The 24,539-nt window shown below is 47.8% G+C and carries 21 protein-coding genes; 8 read left to right on the top strand and 13 right to left on the bottom strand.

Annotated features, from left to right (window positions below):
* Positions 1-13 precede the first annotated feature (13 nt).
* The gene (locus AYR61_RS07200) at positions 14-1,192 is read left to right on the top strand and encodes a phosphoglycerate dehydrogenase (RefSeq protein ID WP_065902380.1); all 1,179 of its coding nucleotides are present in this window, start codon (positions 14-16) and stop codon (positions 1,190-1,192) included.
* Here the strand turns inward: AYR61_RS07200 and AYR61_RS07195 are convergent.
* The 5 genes from AYR61_RS07195 to AYR61_RS07175 all read right to left on the bottom strand — a co-directional run bounded on the left by AYR61_RS07195 (position 1,184) and on the right by AYR61_RS07175 (position 6,249).
* The gene (locus tag AYR61_RS07195; RefSeq protein ID WP_054712201.1) at positions 1,184-1,804 is read right to left on the bottom strand and encodes a uracil-DNA glycosylase; all 621 of its coding nucleotides are present in this window, start codon (positions 1,802-1,804) and stop codon (positions 1,184-1,186) included. The genes AYR61_RS07200 and AYR61_RS07195 overlap by 9 nt on opposite strands.
* 513 nt (positions 1,805-2,317) lie before the next feature.
* Positions 2,318-3,085 carry a matrixin family metalloprotease gene (locus tag AYR61_RS07190; protein WP_054712203.1) on the bottom strand — a complete coding sequence of 256 codons (768 nt, stop codon included), beginning with the start codon at positions 3,083-3,085 and terminating at the stop codon, positions 2,318-2,320.
* Positions 3,086-3,153: 68 nt separating this feature from the next.
* Entirely contained in the window at positions 3,154-3,897 is a 744-nt protein-coding gene (locus tag AYR61_RS07185; protein ID WP_056987751.1) for an alpha/beta hydrolase, read from the bottom strand.
* 156 nt (positions 3,898-4,053) lie between these two features.
* The gene (locus AYR61_RS07180; RefSeq protein WP_191982302.1) at positions 4,054-5,052 is read right to left on the bottom strand and encodes a D-2-hydroxyacid dehydrogenase; all 999 of its coding nucleotides are present in this window, start codon (positions 5,050-5,052) and stop codon (positions 4,054-4,056) included.
* 21 nt (positions 5,053-5,073) lie between these two features.
* On the bottom strand, positions 5,074-6,249 hold the full coding sequence (locus AYR61_RS07175) for an aminotransferase class I/II-fold pyridoxal phosphate-dependent enzyme (RefSeq protein WP_065902372.1): 1,176 nt from the start codon (positions 6,247-6,249) through the stop codon (positions 5,074-5,076).
* Between the two features lie 886 nt (positions 6,250-7,135).
* Between AYR61_RS07175 and AYR61_RS07170 the strand changes: the two genes are divergently transcribed.
* The 4 genes from AYR61_RS07170 (at position 7,136) to AYR61_RS07155 (ending at position 10,748) form a co-directional block, all read left to right on the top strand.
* A complete protein-coding gene (locus AYR61_RS07170) occupies positions 7,136-8,026 on the top strand; it encodes a GH25 family lysozyme (protein WP_225356462.1) in 891 nt (296 codons plus the stop codon).
* 598 nt (positions 8,027-8,624) lie between these two features.
* Entirely contained in the window at positions 8,625-9,593 is a 969-nt protein-coding gene (locus AYR61_RS07165) for a ring-cleaving dioxygenase (RefSeq protein ID WP_065902370.1), read from the top strand.
* Positions 9,586-10,203, top strand: coding sequence for an alpha/beta hydrolase (locus tag AYR61_RS07160; RefSeq protein WP_054711302.1), 618 nt, complete (start codon positions 9,586-9,588; stop codon positions 10,201-10,203). Before AYR61_RS07165 ends, AYR61_RS07160 begins: the two co-directional genes overlap by 8 nt.
* Positions 10,204-10,382: 179 nt before the next feature.
* Positions 10,383-10,748, top strand: coding sequence for an FMN-binding protein (locus tag AYR61_RS07155; protein WP_065902365.1), 366 nt, complete (start codon positions 10,383-10,385; stop codon positions 10,746-10,748).
* 282 nt (positions 10,749-11,030) lie between these two features.
* On the opposite strand, the gene AYR61_RS07150 is transcribed toward AYR61_RS07155, so the two are convergent.
* Entirely contained in the window at positions 11,031-12,215 is a 1,185-nt protein-coding gene (locus tag AYR61_RS07150) for an acetate/propionate family kinase (protein ID WP_065902359.1), read from the bottom strand.
* A gap of 174 nt (positions 12,216-12,389) precedes the next feature.
* Between AYR61_RS07150 and AYR61_RS07145 the strand changes: the two genes are divergently transcribed.
* On the top strand, positions 12,390-13,076 hold the full coding sequence (locus AYR61_RS07145; protein WP_065902357.1) for an SDR family NAD(P)-dependent oxidoreductase: 687 nt from the start codon (positions 12,390-12,392) through the stop codon (positions 13,074-13,076).
* 269 nt (positions 13,077-13,345) lie between these two features.
* On the opposite strand, the gene AYR61_RS07140 is transcribed toward AYR61_RS07145, so the two are convergent.
* The 4 genes from AYR61_RS07140 to AYR61_RS07125 all read right to left on the bottom strand — a co-directional run bounded on the left by AYR61_RS07140 (position 13,346) and on the right by AYR61_RS07125 (position 17,698).
* Complete coding sequence (locus AYR61_RS07140; RefSeq protein ID WP_065902355.1) at positions 13,346-13,663, bottom strand: hypothetical protein; 318 nt, start codon at positions 13,661-13,663, stop codon at positions 13,346-13,348.
* Complete coding sequence (locus tag AYR61_RS07135) at positions 13,645-14,364, bottom strand: acyltransferase family protein (protein WP_065902353.1); 720 nt, start codon at positions 14,362-14,364, stop codon at positions 13,645-13,647. The genes AYR61_RS07140 and AYR61_RS07135 overlap by 19 nt, the downstream gene beginning before the upstream one ends.
* Before the next feature lie 457 nt (positions 14,365-14,821).
* Positions 14,822-16,663, bottom strand: coding sequence for a glycoside hydrolase family protein (locus AYR61_RS07130; RefSeq protein WP_065902351.1), 1,842 nt, complete (start codon positions 16,661-16,663; stop codon positions 14,822-14,824).
* 561 nt (positions 16,664-17,224) lie between these two features.
* Complete coding sequence (locus AYR61_RS07125) at positions 17,225-17,698, bottom strand: nucleoside 2-deoxyribosyltransferase (protein ID WP_054711291.1); 474 nt, start codon at positions 17,696-17,698, stop codon at positions 17,225-17,227.
* Between the two features lie 480 nt (positions 17,699-18,178).
* On the opposite strand from AYR61_RS07125, the gene AYR61_RS07120 reads away from it, so the two are divergent.
* Positions 18,179-19,273 carry a PTS transporter subunit IIC gene (locus AYR61_RS07120; protein ID WP_065902349.1) on the top strand — a complete coding sequence of 365 codons (1,095 nt, stop codon included), beginning with the start codon at positions 18,179-18,181 and terminating at the stop codon, positions 19,271-19,273.
* A gap of 797 nt (positions 19,274-20,070) precedes the next feature.
* Here AYR61_RS07120 and AYR61_RS07115 read toward each other — a convergent pair.
* From AYR61_RS07115 to AYR61_RS07105, 3 genes are all read right to left on the bottom strand, one after another.
* Complete coding sequence (locus AYR61_RS07115; RefSeq protein WP_065902347.1) at positions 20,071-21,402, bottom strand: dihydrolipoyl dehydrogenase family protein; 1,332 nt, start codon at positions 21,400-21,402, stop codon at positions 20,071-20,073.
* Between the two features lie 570 nt (positions 21,403-21,972).
* The gene (locus tag AYR61_RS07110; RefSeq protein WP_054711289.1) at positions 21,973-22,800 is read right to left on the bottom strand and encodes a hypothetical protein; all 828 of its coding nucleotides are present in this window, start codon (positions 22,798-22,800) and stop codon (positions 21,973-21,975) included.
* An 89-nt stretch (positions 22,801-22,889) separates the two neighbouring features.
* Positions 22,890-23,684 carry a hypothetical protein gene (locus tag AYR61_RS07105; protein WP_065902345.1) on the bottom strand — a complete coding sequence of 265 codons (795 nt, stop codon included), beginning with the start codon at positions 23,682-23,684 and terminating at the stop codon, positions 22,890-22,892.
* 292 nt (positions 23,685-23,976) lie between these two features.
* Between AYR61_RS07105 and AYR61_RS07100 the strand changes: the two genes are divergently transcribed.
* Positions 23,977-24,480: a DUF2798 domain-containing protein gene (locus tag AYR61_RS07100; RefSeq protein ID WP_065902343.1), complete on the top strand. Its 504-nt coding sequence runs from the start codon at positions 23,977-23,979 to the stop codon at positions 24,478-24,480.
* Positions 24,481-24,539: the final 59 nt, after the last annotated feature.

Raw genomic sequence — 24,539 nt, 5'->3', positions numbered from 1 at the left:
GGAGGAATTCACTATGTATCAAGTAAAGACGTACAACGCCATCGTCCAAGCCGGCTTGGACCGGTTCACCGACCAGTATCAACTCAATCAGACCGACGACGCGGACGGTTACCTCATCCGCTCAGTCGACCTGCACGACCACGTTTTCCCGCAATCACTTAAGGTCATCGCCCGTGCTGGTGCCGGCTTCAACAACATTCCGTTAGATCAGGCAACGGCCAACGGCACCGCCGTGTTCAACACACCTGGCAGCAACGCCAACGCCGTGAAGGAATTGATGGTCGCCATGCTGATTGCCTCGACTCGGAACCTCTTTGCGGCCGCCGATTACGCTGCTCATAACAGTGGTGCGGATATTTCAAAACGGACGGAACGTGATAAAACCAAGTTTAACGGCGAAGAACTGTTAGGTAAAACGCTGGCTGTTATTGGTGTCGGCCACGTTGGTTCCCTGGTTGCGAGCGCTGCGAACCATCTTGGGATGAAAGTCATTGCCTACGATCCCTACCTCACCTCTGACGCAGCATGGCGCATTTCCACCGACATCCACCGGGCACAGACCCTTGATGAGGCCATTAAACAGGCTGATTTTGTCACCGTTCACGTTCCCAAGAACAGCGAAACAACAGGGATGATTGGTGCCGAACAGCTTGCTGAAATGAAGCCAGGCGTTGCCCTCTTTAACTTTGCGCGCGGCGGTATCGTGGATAACGCTGCAGTCGTCAACGCCCTTGATGCCGGCAAAGCCCGCACCTACTACACCGATTTTGGCAGCGATGAGATCCTCGACCGTGATGACGTTGTGGTCACCCCGCACATTGGCGGGTCAACAGCTGAAGCCGAAACTAACGGTGCCATTCAGGGTGCCGAAACCATCATGACGTTCCTAGAAACTGGGAATATTTTAAACAGTGTGAACTTGCCGAACCTGCAAGTCCCATTTACGACGCCGTACCGAATCACCCTGATCCATAAAAACATTCCGAACATGGTCGGCCAAATCGCAACGTCACTGGCCAACGCCAACATCAACATTGAGGGCATGAGCAACGCCGCCCGCGACGACGTTGCCTACACCGTCATTGATGTAAAGCATCTGCAGCAGGAAGTCGAAAATGACCTGATTGCCCGTTTAAGCGCCATCGATGCCGTGTTCCGCGTGCGCATTCTAAAGAACCCAGCGCTAGTCTAATACCGCCTTCAACGCTGCTAAGTCAGCACTTGCCGTTGCCTGCATTTTAGGGAAACGGCGAACGTAGGACGGATGATACATGGCGCAAATGCGGTACTCGCGCTCAGTCCACTGATAGGTCTGACCATCCCAGTACCGAATCGCGTGGCTGAAACAACGCCCATGCACATCGCCAATTTTTACCTGATTCCCCAATAACCGCTGTAATCCAGTATTGCCTAATGGCACAAGGAGGTCGTGGTCCTTTGGTAACCTTGCAAGTTCACCATCCAGCAAGGGTGCAAAGGCCGCTTCCTCCTTTTTGCTAGGCTTACGATCGCGTTTTCGGCCGTTAGTTTCGGTAAAGGGGCGTCCCCGCACCGCTCCCGTCATATAAATATCGTTGCGCGTGACATCGAGAAATGCTAACCACTCGTTGAGTTTTTGCCCAGCCGGTCCCATAAACCCGTGGCCCGTCTGCGCTTCGACTCGGCCTGGTGCCTCACTGACCAGCGTAAACGCAGGTGTGAGACTACCCTCGCCCGGAACAAAGCCTTCTAACCGCGGATTATCAGCAATCAACTGTCTTGCGGTCGTCATTTCAGTTGCTGTTAGAAACGTTGGCATCATCATAAACCCCTCTCTGTGCACACTGTGGATAAGTCTGTGCATAACCTGTGGATAGCTTGTGGAAACTGTGTGGATGTGAATGTATATTTTGTTTGATGGTGTGACAAATACGTTTATTACTTTTCACGTTGCGCCGTGCCATACTAGTTATTCCTTAGCTTATCCAGTAGTTGTTATTAACGCTATTCTACAGATTTTTACAGTAATTCACAATCCACGATGTTATCCACAGGTTAGGGAGATAACAGTGCATAAATGGTTGAACTATAGGAAAATAAAGAACCTCCATTCAAAATCGCAAGCCGATTTTTGAAGGGGGGTTCTTTATTTTGTGTGTACTGTTTTTAGGTTGTGGGTGATTACTTATGGCCCCTTTGAACTTTCTAGGCATCCTTGCCGAAACGCGTTTCACAAGGCACGGGGCTAACGTGTAAGGGACTCTGACCAAAAAGTCAGGCCCGGACTTTTCGGTCAGAGTCCCTTACACACCGCCCCTAAACCGCCTTGTTCCACGCTCTACTCTATTTTAACTGCCAACTCCCCCCGCTTCACATCCGTAGTAGACAGCGGGTTCGCCCAGATACTCGTAGCCGTCACATCCTGATACGAATAAATATCATCGAACGCGAGACCGGCGTACATCAGATCCGTCTTATTTTTCGAATGTGTCAACCCGAGCGTATGGCCCAGTTCGTGCGTCAGCACCCGACTGTATTCAACCGTCCGGGCTGTCCCGGCAGCCGTCGCATCGATCGTGGCGTCCGCTTGGGTTGTCGTCACCCCAGTCTCAGGGGTGCGGGCGTAATTGCGTTTCATGTATTTATCAATGAAGCTTAATTGATCCGTATAGTACGATTTATCAACTTGAATGGTTTTTGTTGTCGGTAACCACCACGCCATTTGATTGCCATCATTTGACTTGCCGTCACTGAGTTTCACGACCATCGTGTGGTAGTTTTTGGATCCCACATAGAAGACTTTGGTACCCAACTTCGCGTTCCAGTTGGCCATCGCAACCTTCAAGCTCTGATGCAACGCCTTATTCTGCGTTTGGTCATACACCCATATATGCCCGGCTTTGTTGTAGGCCGTTTGATAACTCAGATCAATGCCGTAACGGGTAATCAGTGCAAGTTCATGTCGCGCATAATAGCTGGAAGTATGGGCTAGTACCGTTTGACTTGGTGCCGGTGTCGTTGCCGCCTTAGCCCGTGTGGATGCCCCCACACTGCCAAACAGCAACAGGCTTGCCCCAACGAGCAGTGTTGCTTTGAGTTGTCTCATCACGTTCACCTTCCTTTAACCGGGATTAGAGCTGACGACCAGCCGCCCCCTTTCTCAGGGGACAGCCGCTAGAATACAGTTTTAAGAAATGCCACCAGATCATCCGCCAGTACCCGTCCCTGCGGACTATAGGTCATGACGTGCGGTGCATCGGGATAGTGATGGTAGCTCACCATCGTCTGATCCTGCAACGTTTCTGCTAACCGTGGACCAACCGTGCGATAGATCAATTCATCCGCATCCGGTTGGGCGATAAATGTCGGTTGTTTAATAACGTTCAGCTTGTCATGGATTGGCACAGTATAGTCCCCAATGGCCCGCAACGTCAAGTGAATCTGTTCTGTTAAAAACGCCATTTTTGACGTGAGCGTCTCACTTGGTGTCCCAATTTTTTCGTACCACGCCCGCGCGTCCTGCAAGAACCGGTCAGCGACTCGACTCGTATCAATTGGAAACAACGGCGTGGAAATGGTGCCACCAGCCACAATGTTTGGCAGTTCTTCCATTGCCTTGATGGCAAACAACCCGCCCAGTGATTCGCCGAAAATGGCAATCTGGTCATGACCGGCCGCCTTTAACTGATTAACAGCCAACTGGGTGTCCGCCCACCACTGCGTCGGATTGCCCTGAAGGAAAATATTGGCTGGATCCGCTGTGGCATGTCCCGAGAACGCCGGTCCCACAACAGTGTACCCGGCTCGCTGGACGTTTCGCCCTAAAATTTGGACGTCCATTGGTGACCCGGCAAACGTGTGGAGGAGAATCACCGCGCTGTTGCCACCCTTAAAATTAAATGGTTGTGGTAATGTCACGCCCAACCGAATCACCCCTTCCCGTTATTGATAGCGGTTTCTTATACCCTTTATTTTACTCTATTAACGCCAGAGTTTGTAGCCTCGTGATTAACCACGATGATATCAAAAAAAATAACCTCCCGCGGCTAGCCAACGGAAAGTTATTTCAAACATCTATTCAGTGACCTCATGGCGACTCTTTTGACCCGCCAAAATCGTCCGCACATCATCCAGTGCAATTTCAACCATGTTGGCGACTGCCGCATCCGTGTAAAAGCCAACGTGGGGACTCACACTCACATTCGGCATGGTCAGTAATTTTTCTAACGGTGCGTTGTTTAGCGGTTTACCGCGCCAATCTTGACTGAAGAGCCGACTGTCGCCTTCAATCGTATCAATGCCGGCGCCCGCAATTTCGTGGGTTTCAAGGGCCGCCACCAAGTCGTCTGCCACCACAACGGGACCCCGTGAAGCGTTGATGAAGAACGCTGACGGTTTCATTTGCTTAAACACGGCTGCATCGATCATGTGCGTGGTTTCCGGCGTCAGCGGCGTGTGCATCGTTACAATATCGGCCGTTTGGTAAACGGTTTTGTGGTCCGTATACGTCAGCGTGTCGCCGAGTTCAGGTCGGTGGATCGGGTCAGCCGCAATGACGGTCGATCCCAGCGCGCGGAAGATCCGGGCAACGGCACTCCCAATCTTGCCCGCACCAATGATACCGATGGTCAGGTTATGAATTTCGTTGGCCTCTAATCCGATCCAGCGAAAGTCCTGCTGGCGGCTATTGGCATGGGCGATTCCCAGGTGCCGCACGAGGTACATGACGTGCGCCAAGACCAATTCGCTCACTGACCGTGGTGAGTACGCTGGCACATTTGTGACCACTAAGGCATTTTCCGCAGCTAGTTTCAGGTCAACGATCTCATAACCGGTGATCCGCAACGTCAACTGTTTAATGCCGAAATCGTGGAGTTTTCGGTAAATGACTGGATCATCGATGGTAACGTGCTGCTGCACCACGATGCCGTCGTACCCTTTCGCGAGGTCAACGGTATCGGCCGTTAACGGTACCGTATTCGTGGCCACCTGAAAATCCGGGTGCAGACTCTCCCAGTGTTTGATTGCTGCTTGTTCATCTTCGCGCACCGTATACATTAAAATTTTCATGATCAACTGCCCTCTTTATTGGCTTTAGTCTTGATTGTCGGTAACGTACTGTTGAATCCGTTTGATAGCTTCCTTCAAATTTTCTGTGCTGGCCGCGTAGCTAATCCGCACGTAACCTTCACCACCGGGGCCAAACGAACTGCCGGCAATCACGGCAACCTTCGCCTTGCGCGCCAGATCATAACAGAAGTCGACACTGTTTTGAATTAAGCCGGCTGGAATCTTGGCGAACAGATAGAACGCGCCGTTTGGACTCGCACACTCAAAGCCAGCCTTCTGCAGTCCATCGATCAGAAGATCCCGACGTTCTTGGTAAACGACCCGCATTTTTTGCCCGTCATCTGGTCCGCTTTTGAAAGCTTCCTCAGCAGCTGCTTGGGCGTTTGTCGTTGCTGAAGTAATGGCAAACTGGTGCACCTTCGCGATTTCCGTCACAACGTCAACTGGCCCGCATAGCAGGCCGATGCGCCAACCGGTCATGGCATGCGACTTCGAAGCGCCGTTTAACAAAACGGTCTGTTCTGGCAGGATCGATGCCATGGAAACGTGCGTGCCGTCATAAGTCAATTCAGAGTAAATTTCATCACTGATGACGAAAATATCATACTGCTTGATTACAGCGGCAAGCTTCTCTAGATCATCTTTCTTGTAGGTCACACCAGTCGGGTTGTTCGGGAAATTCAGCACAATGGCTTTAACGGTATCCTTGTTGGCTTCGATCGTTGCCTGCAATTTTTCAGGTGATAACACAAACCCGTTATCCGATGTATCGACAAAGATTGGTGTGCCACCATTTAAGATGTTCACTGGAATGTACTGTGGAAAGATTGGGGTTGGAATAATGACGGAATCACCGGGGTTCAAAATTGCGGTCAGGGCTGAGAAGATCCCCTCAGTCGCACCAGTTGTTACAAGGACTTGGGTGTCTGGATCATAGTTCAGATCGTACTTGCTGTTCAAAAAATGAGTCGCTGCTTGCCGTAAGCCTTCAGTTCCACGGGAATCGGTGTAGTGGCTATCGTTGTTTTCAATGGCCTTGATAGCTGCCTGCTTAACGTGATCCGGGGTGTTGAAATCAGGCTCCCCCAATGTCAATTTGACGATATCTGGGATCGCAGAGATCTCCTGATTAAACGCTAAAATGGATGACGGTTGGATCTGTGCTAATTCTTTCTTCATTGTCTTTGATAAACGACTCATTTGAACCACTCCTTAGATAGTAAAGACCCCTGCAGTCACGGCACGACTGCAGGGGTCTTATGGTCTCATCCCACACAGTCAGTCCCTGATCTGTGTGGTCGGTTTGCATTTAATGACAAAATGCTCTTGGCTCCTCACAGATCAGCTCTGGAAAAACCAAAAGTAATAACGACTATTCAGTTGAGTGATAATAGGTAATTGCATTATTAAAAACTCCTCAGAATAGATGATAGGTCTATCATAACATTTTCATCTTACGCGTCAAGGTCAGGTTAAGGGAATGCTACTGCAACGTTAACTTGCTATGCCGTTTCATTCCACAATTTGGCACTCCGCCGTAGTGGCTCGCGATGAAGCTAATTCGATTGTCGCTGTGCGCCACTCGAATGGATCTCCATCAACTCGCACATCAGTAACCGACCAAAGAACGGTCGCTAACTGATGTCGACACCACGACTCCGTGCCAAATTGTTCCATTTCACTCATATTAGCTAAATTTCATTTTCTGGTTAAGTCTCACAATAGTATTAAACCAGTTTCTGCAGAATCCGCCCTCGACTGCCATTAAGTCCATTGATAGCATTGCTTCTAACCATCTGCTTCCTGATAGTGTCGACAAACTAACTAGTTTTCCCATGACTCTATGTGGCAGATAATTTCAATATTAAAAATCTTTACCGTTGGAGATATGTAATAGCACCGGTCTGCATAGCCAAATACCATAGCGAGGCTACATCGCCATCCTATCACAGTCTCCTTTACATCCCTGTCACAAATGTAAGTAGACTGTAAACTGCCTGTTTTCGAACTGTTTTATTGTTACGTTAGACTTAGGGTATAGCATTAAGACAAGAAAAAGGGGTATTCCATGAAAAAACATCGTTTAATGAAAAGTATCTTTGCAGGGAGTTTAGCGCTTGTGAGTGCGCTGACGATTGGCAGCTCAGCGTTTGCTTCAGCCACCAAGATTGCCGACGTGTCACAGTACCAAGGGTCGATCAACTGGTCGAAAGCCTCAAAGGTGATCAAGATGGCAATCATCCGTGTCAAACACGGTAACCCTGGCGATTCTGACTACACGTTGGATTCAAAACGCAATACCAACGCCAATGGTGCCAAGAAGTACGGGGTTCCATTTGGCCAGTACGACTACGTCGAATTTAACAGCACCGCTGACGCTGTCAACGATGCCCGCCAGTTCTACGCCCTTTCGAGCACCAACGCGAAGTTTTTTGCTTTGGACAACGAACACCGCGTTTCTAGCGCCAAGGGTAAGGAACAAACTTATGTCAACGCTTGGCTTTCAACCATGCGGAGTCTGACGAACAAGCCGTTGGTCTACTACTCATACCAGAGCTTCGTCAGCTCCCACAGCATCAGTACCTCAAAATTTGATGGTACTTGGATCGCCAACTACTCAGCTAAGCCAAACGTTTCGACTGACTTGTGGCAATACACGAGTTCAGGCAGCGTTTCCGGTATCAGCGGCAACGTTGATTTGAGCAAGGTCGTTGATAGCAAGACCGTTTCCAGCTGGTACAACTACTCAAATAAGGCAACTTACATGAGCAGCATTTCCTCCGGCACCAAGGTTTACGCTACCCGCGCAATCAATCGTTACAAGACGGCCAATCTGACGGATAAGGTTGCCAGTGTGAAATACAACACTGCGTTAACTGCCAAATCAATTGTGAAGTCTTCAAACGGGACTGCCCGAATCCAGTTGAGCGATGGCACTTACATCACTGCTAATAAGGCATATGTTCAAACTCGGTAAGTCGATAAAATAAAACGACTCTCGTTGTGAATCCTATTTTGGATTTTCCAATGAGAGTCGTTTTTTTCTGTTTCTTTTGCGGGTTGTCTTACTTGGCTTCATAGCGGAAACGCGTTCCAGGAGGCAGAGGGCTACTGCCTAAGCAACTTCGGGCGCAAATGCCAAGTCCGGGCATTTCTGCTGTCTTTCTTGGCATCATAGCGGAAACGCGTTCCAGAAAACTGAGGGCTACTGCCTAAGCAACTTCGGACGCAAATGCCAAGTTCAGGCATTTACGGTGTCTTTCTTGGCTTCATAGCGGAAACGCGTTCCAGGAGGCAGAGGGCTACTGCCTAAGTAACTCTGGCAAAAATGCCAAGTTCAGGCATTTCCGCTGTCTTTCTTGGCTTCATAGCGGAAACGCGTTCCAGAAAACTGAGGGCTACTGCCTAAGCAACTTCGGACACAAATGCCAAGTTCAGGCATTTAAGCCCAAAGGTACTTAGGCTCCGCCCTCAACCCGTTTTCTTCCACGCTCTGCACGCTCTTATAATTGCTTACTTTAAATAAGTGTGCCATACTACAATTAAAAATTAACGCACTCACGGAGGTGGCCACCATGACCAAAACAGACTTAATCGGGCTTCATCACGTCACTGCAATCACGTCCAGTTCTCCAAAAATGTTTCAGTTTATGACTGAGATTCTTGGGCTGCATCTCATTAAGAAAACCGTCAACCAAGACGACGTCGCATCCTACCACCTATATTTCACGGATGATATGGGGACTGCCGGCACCGACATCACCTTCTTTGATTTCCCAGGTCTCGGGCACGGAACATCCGGAAACAACAGCATTTCGCGCATTGGGTTTCGGGTGCCGAACGATGCCGCCATTGACTATTGGCGTCATCGGTTCGACGACAATGACATCAAACATGGTGATGTCATCACCCAATTTGATGCTAAAACCCTCTTCTTCTACGATTTTGACAACCAGCGTTACCAACTCATTTCCGATGAAAATAACGCTGGTGTGGCTGGTGGAACACCTTATCGGCACAGCCCAGTTCCTGCCGAAATGGCGATTTCTGGCCTTGGCCCAATGGTGATCACCCTGTCACATCCAGAACAGCTTAACCCGATTTTAACTACGGTCATGGGCTTTAGTGTAGTCGCCGTTGAAGGAAGCCAAACCCTCTACGAACTGCATCATGGTGGGCACGGTGCTCAGGTTATCGTTAACTTCGACCTGATGTCCGCCAACGCCTTACAAGGTTACGGCAGCGTGCATCACCTGGCATTTCGAACGAGTGATCATGAAACACTAGAATACTGGATCAATCGCCTGCAAAAAGCTGGGCTGCACGACTCCGGCTTCGTTGAACGCTACTACTTCCAGTCAGAATATTTCCGGGCAGCACCTGGCGTCCTTTTTGAAATTGCGACTGACGGGCCTGGTTTCTTAGTGGATGAAACGTATGAGGAAGCTGGTCGCCACTTAGAGTTGCCGCCGTTCCTAGAGGCTCAACGCGCCAGCATTGAAGCCGACCTCGTGCCGTTTAATACGGAGGTGCAAGATGAATGATGCTGACCAACACGTTGCCTATTTTCCGGGACAATCTGACTTAGCGCCGGTCTTGATGCTGCACGGGACCGGTGGTGATGAGCAAGACTTGTTTTCGCTGGCAAACTTTCTGTTGCCACAGCACCCAACGCTTGGGATTCGTGGCCGCATCACAGAAGGTGCTGGCGCCAATCGTTACTTCATCCGGCACGCTGACGGCAGTTTTGACCTTGATAATATCAGCAGCGAATCGGATTGGTTATGGGATAGCGTCAGTACCCTTACCGCTGAACACCAGTTGGACGCGCAACAACTGATCGTTCTTGGATTTTCAAACGGCGCAAACATTGCGGCGTACTCGCTGTTGCATAAGCAGCCTCCATTTAAAACGGCTGTGTTACTACATCCAATGCTGATCGAACCGCAGTCAACCTTGCCAGACCTAACAGGCGTCAACCTGTTTGCGACCTTTGGCGATCTAGACCCCATCGTCACCGAAACCAATTTCGATGAGCTGATAACCGAACTAAAAACCGCAGGCGCAGATGTGACAGTTTTCAAAAACCACCAGTCACATCATCCGTCTCAGGCAGAATTAGCTGCCGCTAAGGATTGGCTCTCAACAAAATAACAAAAGCGCCCACCTTTCGTCTTTATTCGAAAGGTAGGCGTTTGTCGTCCTGACTGCTTATTTTATCGCATCACTTATAATTTAAGAATATCCCAATATTACCTTTCTACACAAACATGTGTTCAACAAACCGATTATTTGTGCTAAAATGTAAGCACATTCATGGAGGAGGTTTTCTCATGTTATCAGAAAAATTACGCGATGTACTATCTCACGAAGGGGTTGTCACCATCATTACAACGGGTGGCCCACTGGCTGTGACGAACACTTGGAATTCATACTTAACCATCGAGGGTGACACCATCTACTTGCCAGTTGCTGGGATGCACAGCATTCAAGAAGCAATGAAGGAAGACAACAGTCTGTTGCTCACGGTCGGCAGCAAAGAAGTTGAAGGTACAGTTGGGCCAGGTGCTGGTTTCCACATCACTGGTAAGGGGACGTTCTTGGATAACGGCCCGCATTTTGATGCAAAAAAAGCCCAATTTCCTTGGGCTACGCGAGTTTTTCAGGTTGATGTTGTGAAAGAGGATCAAAAGATTTAGAGCGTATAGGAAAACGGTAGGAAGTGGAGTGTAAGCCGACTCTAACATAAAGGCCAAGTTCGGGCCTTTATGTTAGAGTCGGCTTACATGCAGCTTTCTGTTTTCCGAAACGCGTTTCAACTCGAGGACAGAGAACCACTTCAACATGCTCAAACTAGGCTTTTATCAGAGCGGTCTCCCAATCACCCCACCACGAACACCTCAAAAAAATAGCCTCAAAAAAAGACGACCCGCAACCAGAATCGCTTCAAGACTCCCCTTGCGCTCGTCTTTTTAAGTCTGCTAATCAATCAACGCCTGAACCTCCCGCGCCATTGCCAACTCCTCATCCGTTGGGATCAGCAATACCCGCGCTGCACTATCCGTTGTGCCAAGGTCACCGGTCGCCCCTGCTTGATTCAGAGTCGCATCCATTTTGATACTCAGCACGCCTAACCGCTCGATGATTGCAGCTCGAATGACCTCATCCTTCTCACCGATGCCACCGGCGAATACCAACGCATCCGCGCCACCGATTTCAGTGTAGTAAGCACCAACGAGTTTTACCGCTTGATTAACGAACATGTCTAGTGCTAGCCTTGCCCGTTCGTTATCGCCAGCAGCTGCGTGAAGATCCCGCATGTCTGAGGACACGCCAGAAACACCCAGCAATCCAGAAGCCTGATTGAGTGTCAACAGCACTTCTTCCGGCGTTCTGAAGCCCAACCGTTTCATCAAATAAGGAATCAAACTCGGATCCACATCGCCGCTTCGAGTACCCATCAACATTCCAGTCACCGGCGTCAGTCCCATTGATGTATCAAATGGTTTTCCATTTTGAACAGCGGTAATGGAGGCGCCACTGCCCAAATGCATGGTGATGACGTTTGTCTCAGCTAAAGGTTTTTGCAGCATCTCGGCTGCCTGTTGCGCTAGATAGCGATGTGAGATACCGTGCTCGCCATACCGTCGGATCTGAAAGTCTTTTGTCCAGTCGTACGGAATCCCATAGATGGCTGTCTTTTCCGGCAAGTCCGCAAAGTAGGTGCTATCAAACACCGCGTACTGTGTGACCTGCGGCAACTTTTCCGCTAAGAGATCGATACACTTCACTTCAAGCGGGTTGTGCAACGGGGCTAACTCACTCAGCTCTCGAAGCTGCTCGATACGATCTGGCGTTAGTTCAACGGACGCGTGAAACACTGTCCCGCCTGCAACCACACGGTGGCCGACTGCCTGGATATCGTTTAACGATTCGACGATGTGCAGCCGCGTGAGCCGTTCAAGAATGCGGTCAATTGCCGTTACCTCGTCCAGCTTCTCCACCGTTTCGGTTGTCTTTTTACCACGAACGTTGACCTTAACGATCGACCCTGGTAAATTCAACCGCTCAACCTGACCATTTGCAACCACGTGCTCCGACGGCATTTCAATCAACTGCCACTTCATTGAGGAACTTCCAGCATTAATCAGAAATATAGGCTTCATCGCGCGTACCTCCGTTTTCTTTTATTATACTAAATACCAAGACTATCATGCGCAAATTCACACTTCCTTCACGAAGGTTTCGAAAAGTCGTCATTTTAGTTGCCCTAGAGAGCACTCTAGGGTTTAGACTAAGGTCACACTTTAAAAACAGTTACTTGAAAAGATCGATTTTCTATGACCAGAATCTTAATTACAGGTGCCAACAAAGGTATCGGCTTCGTGCTCGCACAAACACTTGGCAACCAAGGCAACAGCATTCTTGTTGGCGCACGCAACGCTGACCGCGGCCAGGAAGCCGTCGCAAAATTAACCGCTCAGGGCATTTCAGCGGCTTATCTCAACGTTGATCTCAGTAATAACAACACGTTATTTACAGCTGCTGAAACGGTAAAATCAATCTACCCCGACCTCGGCATGCTCATCAACAACGCCGGTATTCCGGGAAACATGCAGGTCAAGGCACCTGATACACAGATCAGCGACCTGCAGTCAACGATGCAGGTCAACTTCTTTGGCAACTTTACGCTGATTCAAGCCTTGCTGCCGGTCCTGGAAACCAACCGCGGCCGAATCATCAACATCACGATTCCAACGGCCGCGAACCCCTTCTGGAACCCACTAGCTTATAAAACAAGTAAGGCGGCCTTGAACACCATGACAACTTCGTTAGCTGCTGCGTTCGACGCTGACAAACGTCCGTTAGAAATTTTCAGCATTCATCCGGGTCCAACCACGACTGACTTGAACGGCAATGCGCATGCGGACGGGTTCCAGACACCCGATCAGGTTGCTCAAAAGATTGCTGCCGTGTTGAACGATGGCAAGGTTCACCAAGGGGAATTTATCGAAACAGGTAAATAATTATTTCATTAAAACTAAATGCTCATTTGACGCAATCGTTACCCGCCGCTATAGACGCTAACGGTTGTTTTTTTGTACCAAATCAGCACTTATTTTATCATTTGTTGTTTTGTTAACACTTGAGCAAAACCATTGTAACCCGGCCTTATCCATGTTAAACTGTCCTTGCATGAAAGAAATCGGTTACATATCACTAGCAATTATTCGTTCACATTCAAGTGAAAGCACATAGAAAAACAACCGCCCCGAGCTCCGGGGCGGTTGTTTTTCTATACTGATTTTTTTGGTAAAACGCGTTTAACTAACTGATGCCAACCAGCTGCGATAAGAAGGGAAATGATCAATCCTAACAGCCATAAAATAATCGTGTGATCGAGTGCTGGTACTTTTGCTAAAACATCAATCACAGCCTGATGCATGTACAAAATCGGTACGGTATACCAGGCGAATGGCCGGAGCCAGTTGAACCACCCTTTTTTGTATAGGGCTTCAGCGATAATACATAACGCCGCAGTGACGATCAATGGCACGAAAAAGGCCATATACGGCGTTTTAATTTCATGTGTCTTCAGAAGTTCAATCCCCACTCAAACCGGCAGATGGCCAGAATAACAAAAATGATTGAAATGATCGTCGCAAAGAAGGCCTTGTTCTTCATTTGACCGTAATACCGATAGCCATGGTAGCCACAAAGCATCCATAACGTAGTCATCAAAACCAAATCAACCGTCCACGGGACGGTCGGGACCTGATGGAAGAAGCTGACACTGCCATAGCTGATACCAATCGCAAACATCGTCACCGCAATAAAGAACTGGGTGAAGGTATCCAGCCATGTGATCAGCAGTTCAACGACCACCAGCGTCAAGGCCATGACGGTGAAGAACCACATCATGGTCAGGTCCCCGTTAAGTGCCGAACCACCGTAAAGCATCCGCACAAAATAATGCGCGGTGTAGGACCACGAGTCGCCGTGAATGAAATGACTTGCGAAGATCAATAACGTCCCAGCAATCAAATACGTGACCGCCATTGGTAGAATCCGTTCACGTACAAACTGCCACATCGCCCGCCAGTTTCGAGTCAGCGGTTTAAGGGTCAGTCCACCCATAATAAAGAAGAGCGGCATGTGCCACCAGTAGATCACAATGTAGAGCGTGCTTGCGGGATGACTCGTTTTAATTGAAGGAAATAACGCGTGCCCCAACACCATGGCAATGACCCCGACGGCAATCACCAAGTCTGTCCATGGTGCCTCTTTTGAAAGTTGCTGTTCACTATGCTTCATCCGTTTGTCTGTAACATCCTTTCTGGTGCACGGTGCGTGATCGTGCCGGTATCAATTGCTCGAAGAAGCGAGTATGTAGCCGAACTGCGGTTGGGCAGCTCGGGATATTTGGAACTATGGCTGGACGGGTTGTCCAGTCTTTTTATGTGGGTTACTTTTTTGATAACTTAGTTTGATTTTCGGTTTAGGCAGCATGTGCTATTGTCATATTGCCGAAACGCGTTCCGCAAGGCAGAGGGCTACTGCATAAGCCGACTCTGGCGAAAATCCCAGGTTCAGGGATTTATGGTCTTGGCAGCAGGCTGGTCTTGGCGACGTGCGCTACTGTCATATTGCCGAAACGCGTTCCGCAAGGCAAGGGGCGGCCATGTAAGGGACTTTGGCAAAAAATCCAGAAACGGGATTTTCTGCCAAAGTCCCTTACATTCTGCCCCTTAACCGCCTTGCTCCACGCTCTCTAATAAAAAGCCAATGCGCGAGTCCAATACTTCCCATTAATAAGGTAGTAAGTCGAAGTCTTACCATTCAGCACAGAAACCCGACGTGCCCGCTTTGTAACCTTTACTGTCCGTGAAGACAAGTCAGCGGTCGTGCCCTTACTCTTTGCTAATTGCGGATCATTGAAGACCAACGTGTAGATTGGGTACTTCTTCAAGGTCGTTAACGTCTTGTTGTAAGTTTCGTATGTGATCTTATCAAACTTCAAGGCGCCAGCACGAACCCAGTACTTCCGAGCACTAGTGCTTGAACTGAACCGAATCCGGTACCACTTACCAGAGGTTGCGTCTGCCCGTTCGTCAACGTAAACGATGCCGGACTTCTTAGCGTTGTCCCAGCCATCCTTTTTGTTGTAGAGATACCAACCTTTGTGGCCCTTCACGTGGTTATAAAGACCGTACTTCTTGGAAGCACTCGTTACCAACTTAGCATACTGGTTGTTAGCACCTGAATAGTATTTTTCAGACTTATTCGTAGCAGAACCGCCCTTGTAAGTCCCCGTCAACTTCGTTTTCAGCTTGGTGGTGTTCTTCACATCAGTCGTGCTGACCTTGGTTGACGTGTTGTTGGTGTTGTTGCTCATGGTCAAATCACCCGAACTCAGGCCGTTTGAAAGGACAAACGGAATGTCTGATTTCGACGAGGTGATCTTGTTACCTGTGACCTTGATCTTGCTGATACCGCCACCCTTTGAGTTATCAAAGTAGATGTAACGGTTATCAGGATCAAGGTTCACAAATTGGTTGTTGGTAATTTGAATGTTTGAAATTGCGAGACCCGGCACGCTGTTGGTGATCCGGATATAGTTCCCAGAACCCAGCGCGTTGACATTTTCAAACGTGTTGCCGCTGATATACAAATTGTTGACCATGATAAAGTGAATGTTGGCACCGTCGCCGGAATCATCCAGTAATGGTTTGGCATCCTGCACGAAATTCCCTGTGAAATGAATATCGTGAATCAGGCCATGGACACCCTTCTTGTAAACAACGTGTTCACCGATTGGGTTTGGCGCGAATGATTTCACAGCACCAGAAGCCTTTGACAACGGGATAAACTTGTTGTTCGTGACATTCACATCGTAGGAAGCAAGGTCGTCGTATTGGTCACCGCTTTGGTGATACGACATTGCCTTGGTATCAGAATAGTCGACCTGAATAGCTTCCTTATAGTCATAATCAGTTGAGGCGTTAAACCCAGTAAACGTTGAGTTCGTAATGTTGATATTGTGGCTGCCATCAATATCGATGTAGTGGCCAGTAGGAGATTCACAGTTGTCAAATGTACACCCGTCGAAGGTCACGTTTGACGCATGGTTCATACTCTGAACGAAAACGGCCTGACCATCCGTTGCGTTATAGTCCCCTTGGAAAGTGGCATTCTTCCAGGTGACGTTTGAGATCCCACCACCGTAACCGGCATCGGGACTCGGGTAAACGAACGGAATCCGGTCGCCGCTCGCAATCTTAAACACGGCACCGTCATCGAAATCAAACGTGATGTTTGAATGCAACACGATGGCCTTTAGTTCATCGTTAGTAAAGAGATACGTCCCCTTCGGAACATGAATCGTAACGTTATCATCTGCTGAATAAGCATTGATGATCCGTTGTAAAATTGGCGCATTGTCTGTCTTATCGTCAGCCTTCATCCCCTGATTCACAGCATTAACGGTAGTAGCAGCATGCGCAACGATCGCACCTTGATTGGCTTGGTGATTTGTGCCAACGTTAGCAAGCGAAAAGCCGCCAACAGTCCCCAAAAGCATCAAGCCAAGTATGTACTTACCTGGCTTCTTCATATCTTTGACACCCTTCCTCAAATAAATTCTAATCAATCAGCATTCCAACACAAAACATGATGCATACTCATTGTACCGAACCCAGAGGGTGAACCGCAAATTTTAACCAAATCGTTAAAAAATTTAATGTGAATGAAATAGAGAGTGTGAGGCAAAGCGATTAAGGGGCAGAATGTAACGGACTCTGGCAGAAAAGTCCGGGCCTGACTTTTTTGCCAGAGTCCGTTACATGGCCGCCCCTTGCTTTGCCGAACACGTTTAGGCCAGGTAACAAGGGAGCGCATAACTTGCACCACTCTGAACCAAGAACCCAAGATTCAAGACAAATTTGTGCCAGAGTTGGCCTATGCAGGAGCCCTCTGCTTTGCCGAACACGTTTAGACTAGATAACAAGGGAGCGCAAAACCAACATCCCGCATTAAAGGAACCAAACATCCCAATCAAAATAACCCGTCCAGTACTTGTTTATTGCATTTATTAAATCAGAAAACAGGATGCACTCAAATCCAAGGCCAAAAAAAGACACACAACCAAAAGTCACGTGTCTCACAATCTTATCAATTAAAAAACTTCTTTATCCACATACTTCTGTGGCAAACTATCAAAGTCATAATCCTTAAGCCCCTGAATATCAGCCTTCCCATTAAAGAAAGCCGTGTAAGATTGGGCTAACATTAAGTTAAGCTTCTTGCTCTCATCATACTGAACAAGAATAACCGGAACCCCAGCTTGGAAAGCCGTCCCAATTTCAAACACCGTTCCAGAATCAGGTTCGTTTTCCTTTGTTTCTTCAAACTGAAAATCAAGGATTGCAACCACAGCGTCAGCCTTACGTACTTGGCGAACATCACTATTAAATGTTGCAACCTGCCACTTAAAACTGCCGAATTCTAAGTCATCGTGTTGATGTTCAGACGGAATAAAAATGCCATCTTCAGCAATCGTTTTGTTGGCGCGTAACAAACTAACCACTTCATTGACCCGGTCATTTTGACCATCACTAAAAAATGGTGCTGCTAAGTAAATTCGGTTCATCGGTATTGGCCCCTTTATTTTTGATGCATTAAGCATACCACAGAACCACGGTTGTCTGTCGAACATTCCGGAATTCTAACGTGGCTTTTACAATAGAATCCGAACATCATTTTGACGATGAGACAAAAATAACGTCAATCCCAAACGAGATCGGCGTTATTTTGTGTGCGTAATCGGCAAAATCACGTACCAACAAGTATTTAGCAATTTCATAGTAGCTGATTTTGAAAGGGTGTGCAATTAAAATTTGATTAAAAATTACAAAAACATCAAATTTGTTGGTTATTTCTTCCGAATTAATTCAGGAAACTATCATTAAGTGGTTCATAAAAGGCAAACTAATTACGTTCTAGTTAATTAATCATTCGTTATTTTCTATTGACATCAATTCAAAGCGGTGATTAAATGAACACTATATTAGTATTTTAATCATTTTCTCATTTATTAGTTTTTCAATACATATCAAAGGAAGTCTTACATATGAGTAATGCCAATGCTGCTACGGCTGATACCGAAAAACTATCAGTCATGGATTACATCTACAAAGTCTCTGCCGGGGTCTCAAACGCCGTGCTGGTCATGTTGGGGATTGGGCTGCTAACCCAGTCGATCGCCAACTTCGTGCACTGGACAGCCCTGTATCAGGTCGGCTCAATTGCGCAATGGTTACTCGCGCCCGCTTTCGGTGCCGCAGTTGCTTCACAACTTAAAACAAACACGCTGGTCATGTTTAGCGCCATGATTTCATCAACAGTTGGTGCAAACGCTGTGTACTTCACTAGTGCCAACATGCACGCTGCCACCGCCACCGGGAACAAGATGGTTGAAGCTGCACAATCTGGTATCTTTACAACTGGTCAACCCATTTCAGCCGTTGCTGCTGGACTTGTTGCCGTCCTTGTTGGGAAATACCTCACTGGGAAAACACCTCTGGACATGATGCTGGTGCCATTAGCGGCCACTTTGGTCGGTTCCATTGCTGGCTTGGCCCTCGCAAGTGTCACCACCCCAGCATTGAACTGGCTGAGTGCCTTCATTGCAGAATCCATGAAGGTAAACCCATTGATCGGATCAATCTGCGTCTCATTAGCCTGGTCACTTTTCTTGATGACACCAGCATCGTCGGCCGCGTTGGCGGTTGCCGTTATGCTGGACCCATTGTCATCAGGCGCCGCTTTGATTGGGACAACTGCTCAATTCGTCGGGTTCACCGTGATCTCATGGCGGCAAAACAACCTTGGTGCTAACATTGCCCAAGGCGTCATCACACCAAAGGTTCAATTTCCAAACTTGTTGGCAAACCCGAGACTCGCAATTCCGTCATTCATTGCCGCAGCAGTTTCAGCGCCAATTGCAACGCTGTTCTTCCACTTTAAAGTTTCCTATACATTGGCTGGCCTTGGCTTAAACTCACTGATTGCCCCAATTAATTTGGCATCAAGCAACATGGGCATGTTCCTCGCCTACCTTGCCATGGGTGTTGCCGTTCCAGCCATTATCTCCTTGGTCGTTTACCGTGTTCTCCTCGCCTTCCACTGGGTCAAGGACCGGCAACTACACCTCGAAATCGTTTAACTTATTGGTAATGCGTACCTTAAACTCATTCAGTACGTGTCACACAACCAAACATTAGAAAATCAGGACGCTCTCGGTTGAGGGCGTCCTGGTTTTTGGTTTATTACTCGATTTTTTCGTAAATGATTAAGGTCGCGTTTTTCTCATTCAATCGTTAAACTCGCAATTGTGAAGTTATTCTGCTGTTACATTGATACGTGCGCGCCACATGGCACAGGAGCTAACGTGTAACGGACTATGGTTGAAAAGTCAGCCTCAAACTTTGCTGTTTTAATCCGCAAACGGTCTAGGCGACGTGCTTTACTGTCACATTGCCTAACGCGCTCCACAAGGCGAGGGGCGGCCATGTAACGGACTCTGGCAAAAATTCCAGATTCGGGGATTTCTGTTTTAATCAACAAACGATCTAGGCGACGTGCTTTACTGTCACATTGCCTAACGCGCTCCACAAGGCGAGGGGCGGCCATGTAACGGACTCTGGCAAAAATTCCAGATTCGGGGATTTCTGTTTTAATCAACAAACGATCTAGGCGACGTGTTCTACTGTCATATTGCCTAAACGCGCTCCGCAAGGCAAGGGGCGGCCATGTAACGGACTCTGGCAAAAATTCCAGATTCGGGGATTTCTGTTTTAATCAACAAACGATCTAGGCGACGTGCTTTACTGTCACATTGCCTAAACGCGCTCCGCAAGGCGAGGGGTGGCCATGTAACGGACTCTGGCAAAAAAGTCAGGCCCGGACTTTTCTGCCAGAGTCCGTTACATTCTGCCCCTTAACCGCCTTGCTCCGCGCTCTCTACAACTTTTCCCAAGCCGACGCCCCAATACTTGGGAACAACGGCACGATTCTGCCTATTTGTTTTGCATCCAAATGGAATTCTAGTGCTGGCAAGAGTGTGTTAATGGCATCATCCGCCTTTTCACTGACTTCCGTTGCGCCGACTAATTTTTGGTCGTCGTCAAACATCAAGAAACTGTCGCCAATGGTTTGTTTATCCACTTGACGGTACCAATCGTCCGCAATATGGTTTCGAACGATCTTGCAGTCTTTTTGTTCTGCATATTCAACCGTGACGCCCGCTTTTGCGATCCTTGGTGAAGTAAAGACAACTGAGGGAATGACTGGGTAATTAATTGGACCCACTTCCTTACCCTGAAAAACTGATGACAAATACTTGGATTCGAAAATTGCTGTTGGCGTCAGTTTCGGTTGCGTTTTATCAATCACGTCGCCCGAGGCATAAATGTTGTCCACACTCGTTTGCAAGTGATCGTTGACAGTGATGCCCTTTTCCGTATAGTCGACACCAACTGTCTCCAGGCCGAGATTTTCAACGTTTGGAATCCGGCCGGTTGCGTCTAACACGTAATCAACCGCTAAGGCTTCGTCATCGCCATAGGTCACAATAACCTGGTCGCCGTTTTCTTCAAGGCCGCTTACGTTCGCCTGTGGCACAAACTGAACGCCACGCGTACTCAAATTGTCGACGACCTGTTTAACAAATGGTTGATAGAACTGACGCAAAGCGGTGTCCCCGTGCATTAATACAGTTACGTCGGAGCCGGCAGCGTTCGCAATTGTCGCAAATTCCATGCTGATGTAGCCGGAACCCAGGATGGCCAAGTGCTTTGGCAATTCTTTCAGGTTCATAAAATCAGTGCTGTCATGTGCGATCTCAGTCCCTGGAACATCAATGTGGTTTGGTCGTTGTCCCATCGATAAAACAATCTTGTCGCCAGTGACACGCTGTTGCCCGTTAATTTCAATCGTGTGGTTGTCGATCAATACCCCGTTGCCATTTAACAGCGTGATGCCAGATTGCGTCATTAAACCAGCAATCATTTTTGGCAATCCATCAATGACTGCCTGCTTATTGGCCACGTTTGCGGACCAGTCAACGGTCAGGTCACCATTAACAACACCGTTTAAGCGCTCAGCTAAACGGGTCAACACAACCGGCTGATCAAGCGTGATTTTAGCATTACAGCCACGGTTCGGACAGGTGCCACCAATTAAACCGCTTTCAATTACCCCCACCTTAACACCGGTGGCAGCTAAAGGAATCGCCCCATCAAACGTTGCGTGACCACTACCAAGATACAACACATCATAATCGTATTTTGTCATTGTCTTACTCCCTTTCAAGTGTCGAATGCCTACGTTGACCACAGAATACACTAGAGTTGGGTGGGGGTTCAATTAAAAAGCCTAGAGAGTGAAGGAAAACGGTTGAGACCAGAATGAAAGGGGCGTTAGTGGGGAATCCTGGGCTTGGATTTTCCACTAACGCCCCTTTCATGGCCGGTCTCAGTTTTCCGAAACTCGTTTAGTCGCGGTGGCCTAGAAGCACAATTTATACTCACAGCATCAAGTAAAACACCAGAGAGTGAAGGAAAACGGTAGGAAGCGGAGTGTAAGCCGACTCTGACAGAAAGGCCCGAACTTGGCCTTTCTGTCAGAGTCGGCTTACATGCAGCTTTCTGTTTTCCGAAACTCGTTTAGTCCATGATGCCAAGAAAGACAATCAAAAACCACCGAAAAAACAAAAAGAACGACAACCACAAAGTACCCAATAAGTAGTTCAACGCTCTTTATACAAACCCAGTTTCAAAAGTAATACCCCAAAAAAATCGTTGCAAAGAAAACAATGCCTTCATCAAAAATATTCAACATCAGACCAGCCAAATCACACCCGACCTAATACCGATCATTATCCTGCTGCTCGCCTTCCATCATCCCCAGCACATAGCCTTCATCAAACTCACCATCCGCGTACGAGCCGCCACCGCCGCCCTTACCGCGATTGTGCCAAAGAAAAATAATAATGAGCAACAAAAAACCACCAATAATGATAAAAAAGATCCCCGTGATCACGTCTCCTCGAAACTCATCCCACGACAGGCTGTCATGATTCATGGCCTTTTGCGACGTAATTCTGTGGCTGACCCGCGTATAGGCCGTCATCACTGCATCAATCTGCGTATCCTCATCGTTTGACTGAAGTTGGTTCTTCAGTCCCCAAGTGATCATGTCAAACTTCATATCGCTAAAGTATTCGTCAGTGATATCACTACCGGTCACAGCGATACGATGGTCTTTCAACCCGACGACCATCATGTTGCGTTGCGCACTCATATGATAACGTTTGATGTAATTGACGTCGTAATCTTCTAAGCCGTCATCCCACTTTCGGGTAGCGCGGTCGTTCCAGGTGTCAAGGATCGTGCTGCCATAGCTTGCCCCGTTTGGCGTACCGGACAAATTGTCCCCATCCACCGACTCGTTTGAAGGAATCCGGTCAGCGATGTAGAGGCATAAATACTGTTTGAATTTCGCGCGCTTCATTTTCTGATTGAGCGCCATAATTTTTTGATACTGGGCTTCCGTCAGCACCTCATGTTGCTCATAAATGTACGGCCCTAAGTTTTGATCCTGAATCTTTGCAGCAGCGTGCTGCTCGCCGCTCACAATCATCAGTACCATGGCCAATACCCCTACCAACCATGGGATTCCTTTAATCTTCATAACATCGTCTCCAATTAGTTTACAAGTCCAGTATAGAGAAAAATGACGCACAAAAAAAGCACGATTTGTCGTAAACCGTACTCTTTTACCTATTCATGGTTTTTGTTGCTTTTTTCCTCGTCGGCAACGCCATCCGCATACATTTCGTCCAAATCGTCAGTCGACGAATCTTTACGCACGCGATAGCACCAAACGTAGCGGCCGATGATGGCCAAAATGATAATAAAAGCACCCAGTATTAACCAGCCATATAGATCTGAACGAAAGTCCGCCCAGGTCAAACTATTGCCGCCAACCGCTTTGTCAGCATTAATTTTACCAGCTACCCGGTTAAAGAGCTGGACAGCAGCTGCAACCTGCACGTTACGGTCCGTTGACCGCGATTGGCGATTTAAGCCCCACATGAGTTGTGAGTACTTAAAATCCGTAAAGTAAGATTCAGTCCCGCGACTGGGCGCGAACCCGATGCGGTGGTCCTTAACGCCAACAATGATGATGCTTTGCTCACTCTGCAGCTGGGCAGCCTGATTATTGTTATCATTCTGGTCAGATTTTGTTTGGGTGTTCTGCCAAGCACTGAGCACTTCCGTTCCGTAGGTTTCACCAAACGGCGCCCCAGAATTAGTCATGTAGCTGTCGCTTAGCCCCTCGGGAACGGTATCGGTAATGTACAGGCTAATCGTTTGCGGATACTTTTTTTGTTTTAATTTTCGATTGACCGCCATAATGTGGTCGTACTGGGTGGTCAACGCGTCGTCATTTTCATAGACGTACGGTCCAAGATTGGGCTGTTGCACTTTTGCAAGCGCCGGACGACCACCGCTAAACAAAATTGCAACCATCACCAGCAACCCCACCAGTAATGGTCTTCCTTTAATTTTCATCGTAATCGTCTCCCACTAATCTACCCATTTAGTATACGTTGTTGCCCAGCAAGAATAAATAGGAAGAAACTATAAAACACAAACGTAATATAATGGTGCAGTCAGTCAATTTATGACCCCCTTTTTAATCGTTTTTGAACACTGATTTAAAAGGGATTTGCCGTTTATCAATTGATTAATAACGAAATCGTTTTATATTTTGTCATTAAAATGTAACTTATGAAGCCCCTATCAAATTCGATATACTAACCAACATTGTGATTTAAAACTATGACTAAAAGGGAGATACACAATGCCAAGAAATTTAAAAGAAGAACTACTATTTACCGCAATGATGGCCGGTCTGATGGTTTTTGGAATGGTCGCCTATAATGTTGCCCTTGCCCAGGGTTTTGCGGGCACATACGCCGTAGATGTCCTCGCTGAATACCCAGGTGGTCTCGCAGTTGCCGTTATCCTGGATCTGTTGTTCGTCGGACCAATTGCCAAAAAATTAGCATTTCGCTACATTATTAATGACTATATGAAACGCCACACGTTCCTGATCGGCATCACCATTTCTGTCATGATGGTGCTTGGGATGGTATCCTGCATGTCCCTATTTGGGCTGATCATGGCTCATAATTTTGCCGGTAATATCTGGATCAACTACCTGCATACTTGGGGCTTTAACGTGATTGTTGCATTGCCGCTGCAGTTGGCGATCGTTGGACCGATTGCGCGGACTGTGCTTGGGAAGGTGCAGGGTGGCAGTGATGCAAGGGAAGCGGAAGTGCCGCGTGAGGACGTTGATTGATATTTTTAAACTACAAAGAGACCCTTCGGATTTTAAATCAAAAATTCCGAGGGGTCTCT

Source organism: Secundilactobacillus paracollinoides, assembly GCF_001702155.1.
Lineage (GTDB): Bacteria > Bacillota > Bacilli > Lactobacillales > Lactobacillaceae > Secundilactobacillus > Secundilactobacillus paracollinoides.
The sequence above is the reverse complement of the archived record's forward strand: the minus strand, read 5'-3'. Positions and strand labels throughout refer to the sequence as shown.

Excerpts from the sequence above, each read along its gene's own strand:
- AYR61_RS07200 (WP_065902380.1), top strand. The coding sequence starts at position 14 with ATGTATCAAGTAAAGACGTACAACGCCATCGTCCAAGCCGGCTTGGAC.
- AYR61_RS07195 (WP_054712201.1), bottom strand. The coding sequence starts at position 1,804 with ATGATGATGCCAACGTTTCTAACAGCAACTGAAATGACGACCGCAAGA.
- AYR61_RS07190 (WP_054712203.1), bottom strand. The coding sequence starts at position 3,085 with ATGAGACAACTCAAAGCAACACTGCTCGTTGGGGCAAGCCTGTTGCTG.
- AYR61_RS07175 (WP_065902372.1), bottom strand. The coding sequence starts at position 6,249 with ATGAGTCGTTTATCAAAGACAATGAAGAAAGAATTAGCACAGATCCAA.
- AYR61_RS07170 (WP_225356462.1), top strand. The coding sequence starts at position 7,136 with ATGAAAAGTATCTTTGCAGGGAGTTTAGCGCTTGTGAGTGCGCTGACG.
- AYR61_RS07165 (WP_065902370.1), top strand. The coding sequence starts at position 8,625 with ATGACCAAAACAGACTTAATCGGGCTTCATCACGTCACTGCAATCACG.
- AYR61_RS07160 (WP_054711302.1), top strand. The coding sequence starts at position 9,586 with ATGAATGATGCTGACCAACACGTTGCCTATTTTCCGGGACAATCTGAC.
- AYR61_RS07155 (WP_065902365.1), top strand. The coding sequence starts at position 10,383 with ATGTTATCAGAAAAATTACGCGATGTACTATCTCACGAAGGGGTTGTC.
- AYR61_RS07150 (WP_065902359.1), bottom strand. The coding sequence starts at position 12,215 with ATGAAGCCTATATTTCTGATTAATGCTGGAAGTTCCTCAATGAAGTGG.
- AYR61_RS07145 (WP_065902357.1), top strand. The coding sequence starts at position 12,390 with ATGACCAGAATCTTAATTACAGGTGCCAACAAAGGTATCGGCTTCGTG.
- AYR61_RS07135 (WP_065902353.1), bottom strand. The coding sequence starts at position 14,364 with ATGAAGCATAGTGAACAGCAACTTTCAAAAGAGGCACCATGGACAGAC.
- AYR61_RS07130 (WP_065902351.1), bottom strand. The coding sequence starts at position 16,663 with ATGAAGAAGCCAGGTAAGTACATACTTGGCTTGATGCTTTTGGGGACT.
- AYR61_RS07125 (WP_054711291.1), bottom strand. The coding sequence starts at position 17,698 with ATGAACCGAATTTACTTAGCAGCACCATTTTTTAGTGATGGTCAAAAT.
- AYR61_RS07120 (WP_065902349.1), top strand. The coding sequence starts at position 18,179 with ATGAGTAATGCCAATGCTGCTACGGCTGATACCGAAAAACTATCAGTC.
- AYR61_RS07115 (WP_065902347.1), bottom strand. The coding sequence starts at position 21,402 with ATGACAAAATACGATTATGATGTGTTGTATCTTGGTAGTGGTCACGCA.
- AYR61_RS07110 (WP_054711289.1), bottom strand. The coding sequence starts at position 22,800 with ATGAAGATTAAAGGAATCCCATGGTTGGTAGGGGTATTGGCCATGGTA.
- AYR61_RS07105 (WP_065902345.1), bottom strand. The coding sequence starts at position 23,684 with ATGAAAATTAAAGGAAGACCATTACTGGTGGGGTTGCTGGTGATGGTT.
- AYR61_RS07100 (WP_065902343.1), top strand. The coding sequence starts at position 23,977 with ATGCCAAGAAATTTAAAAGAAGAACTACTATTTACCGCAATGATGGCC.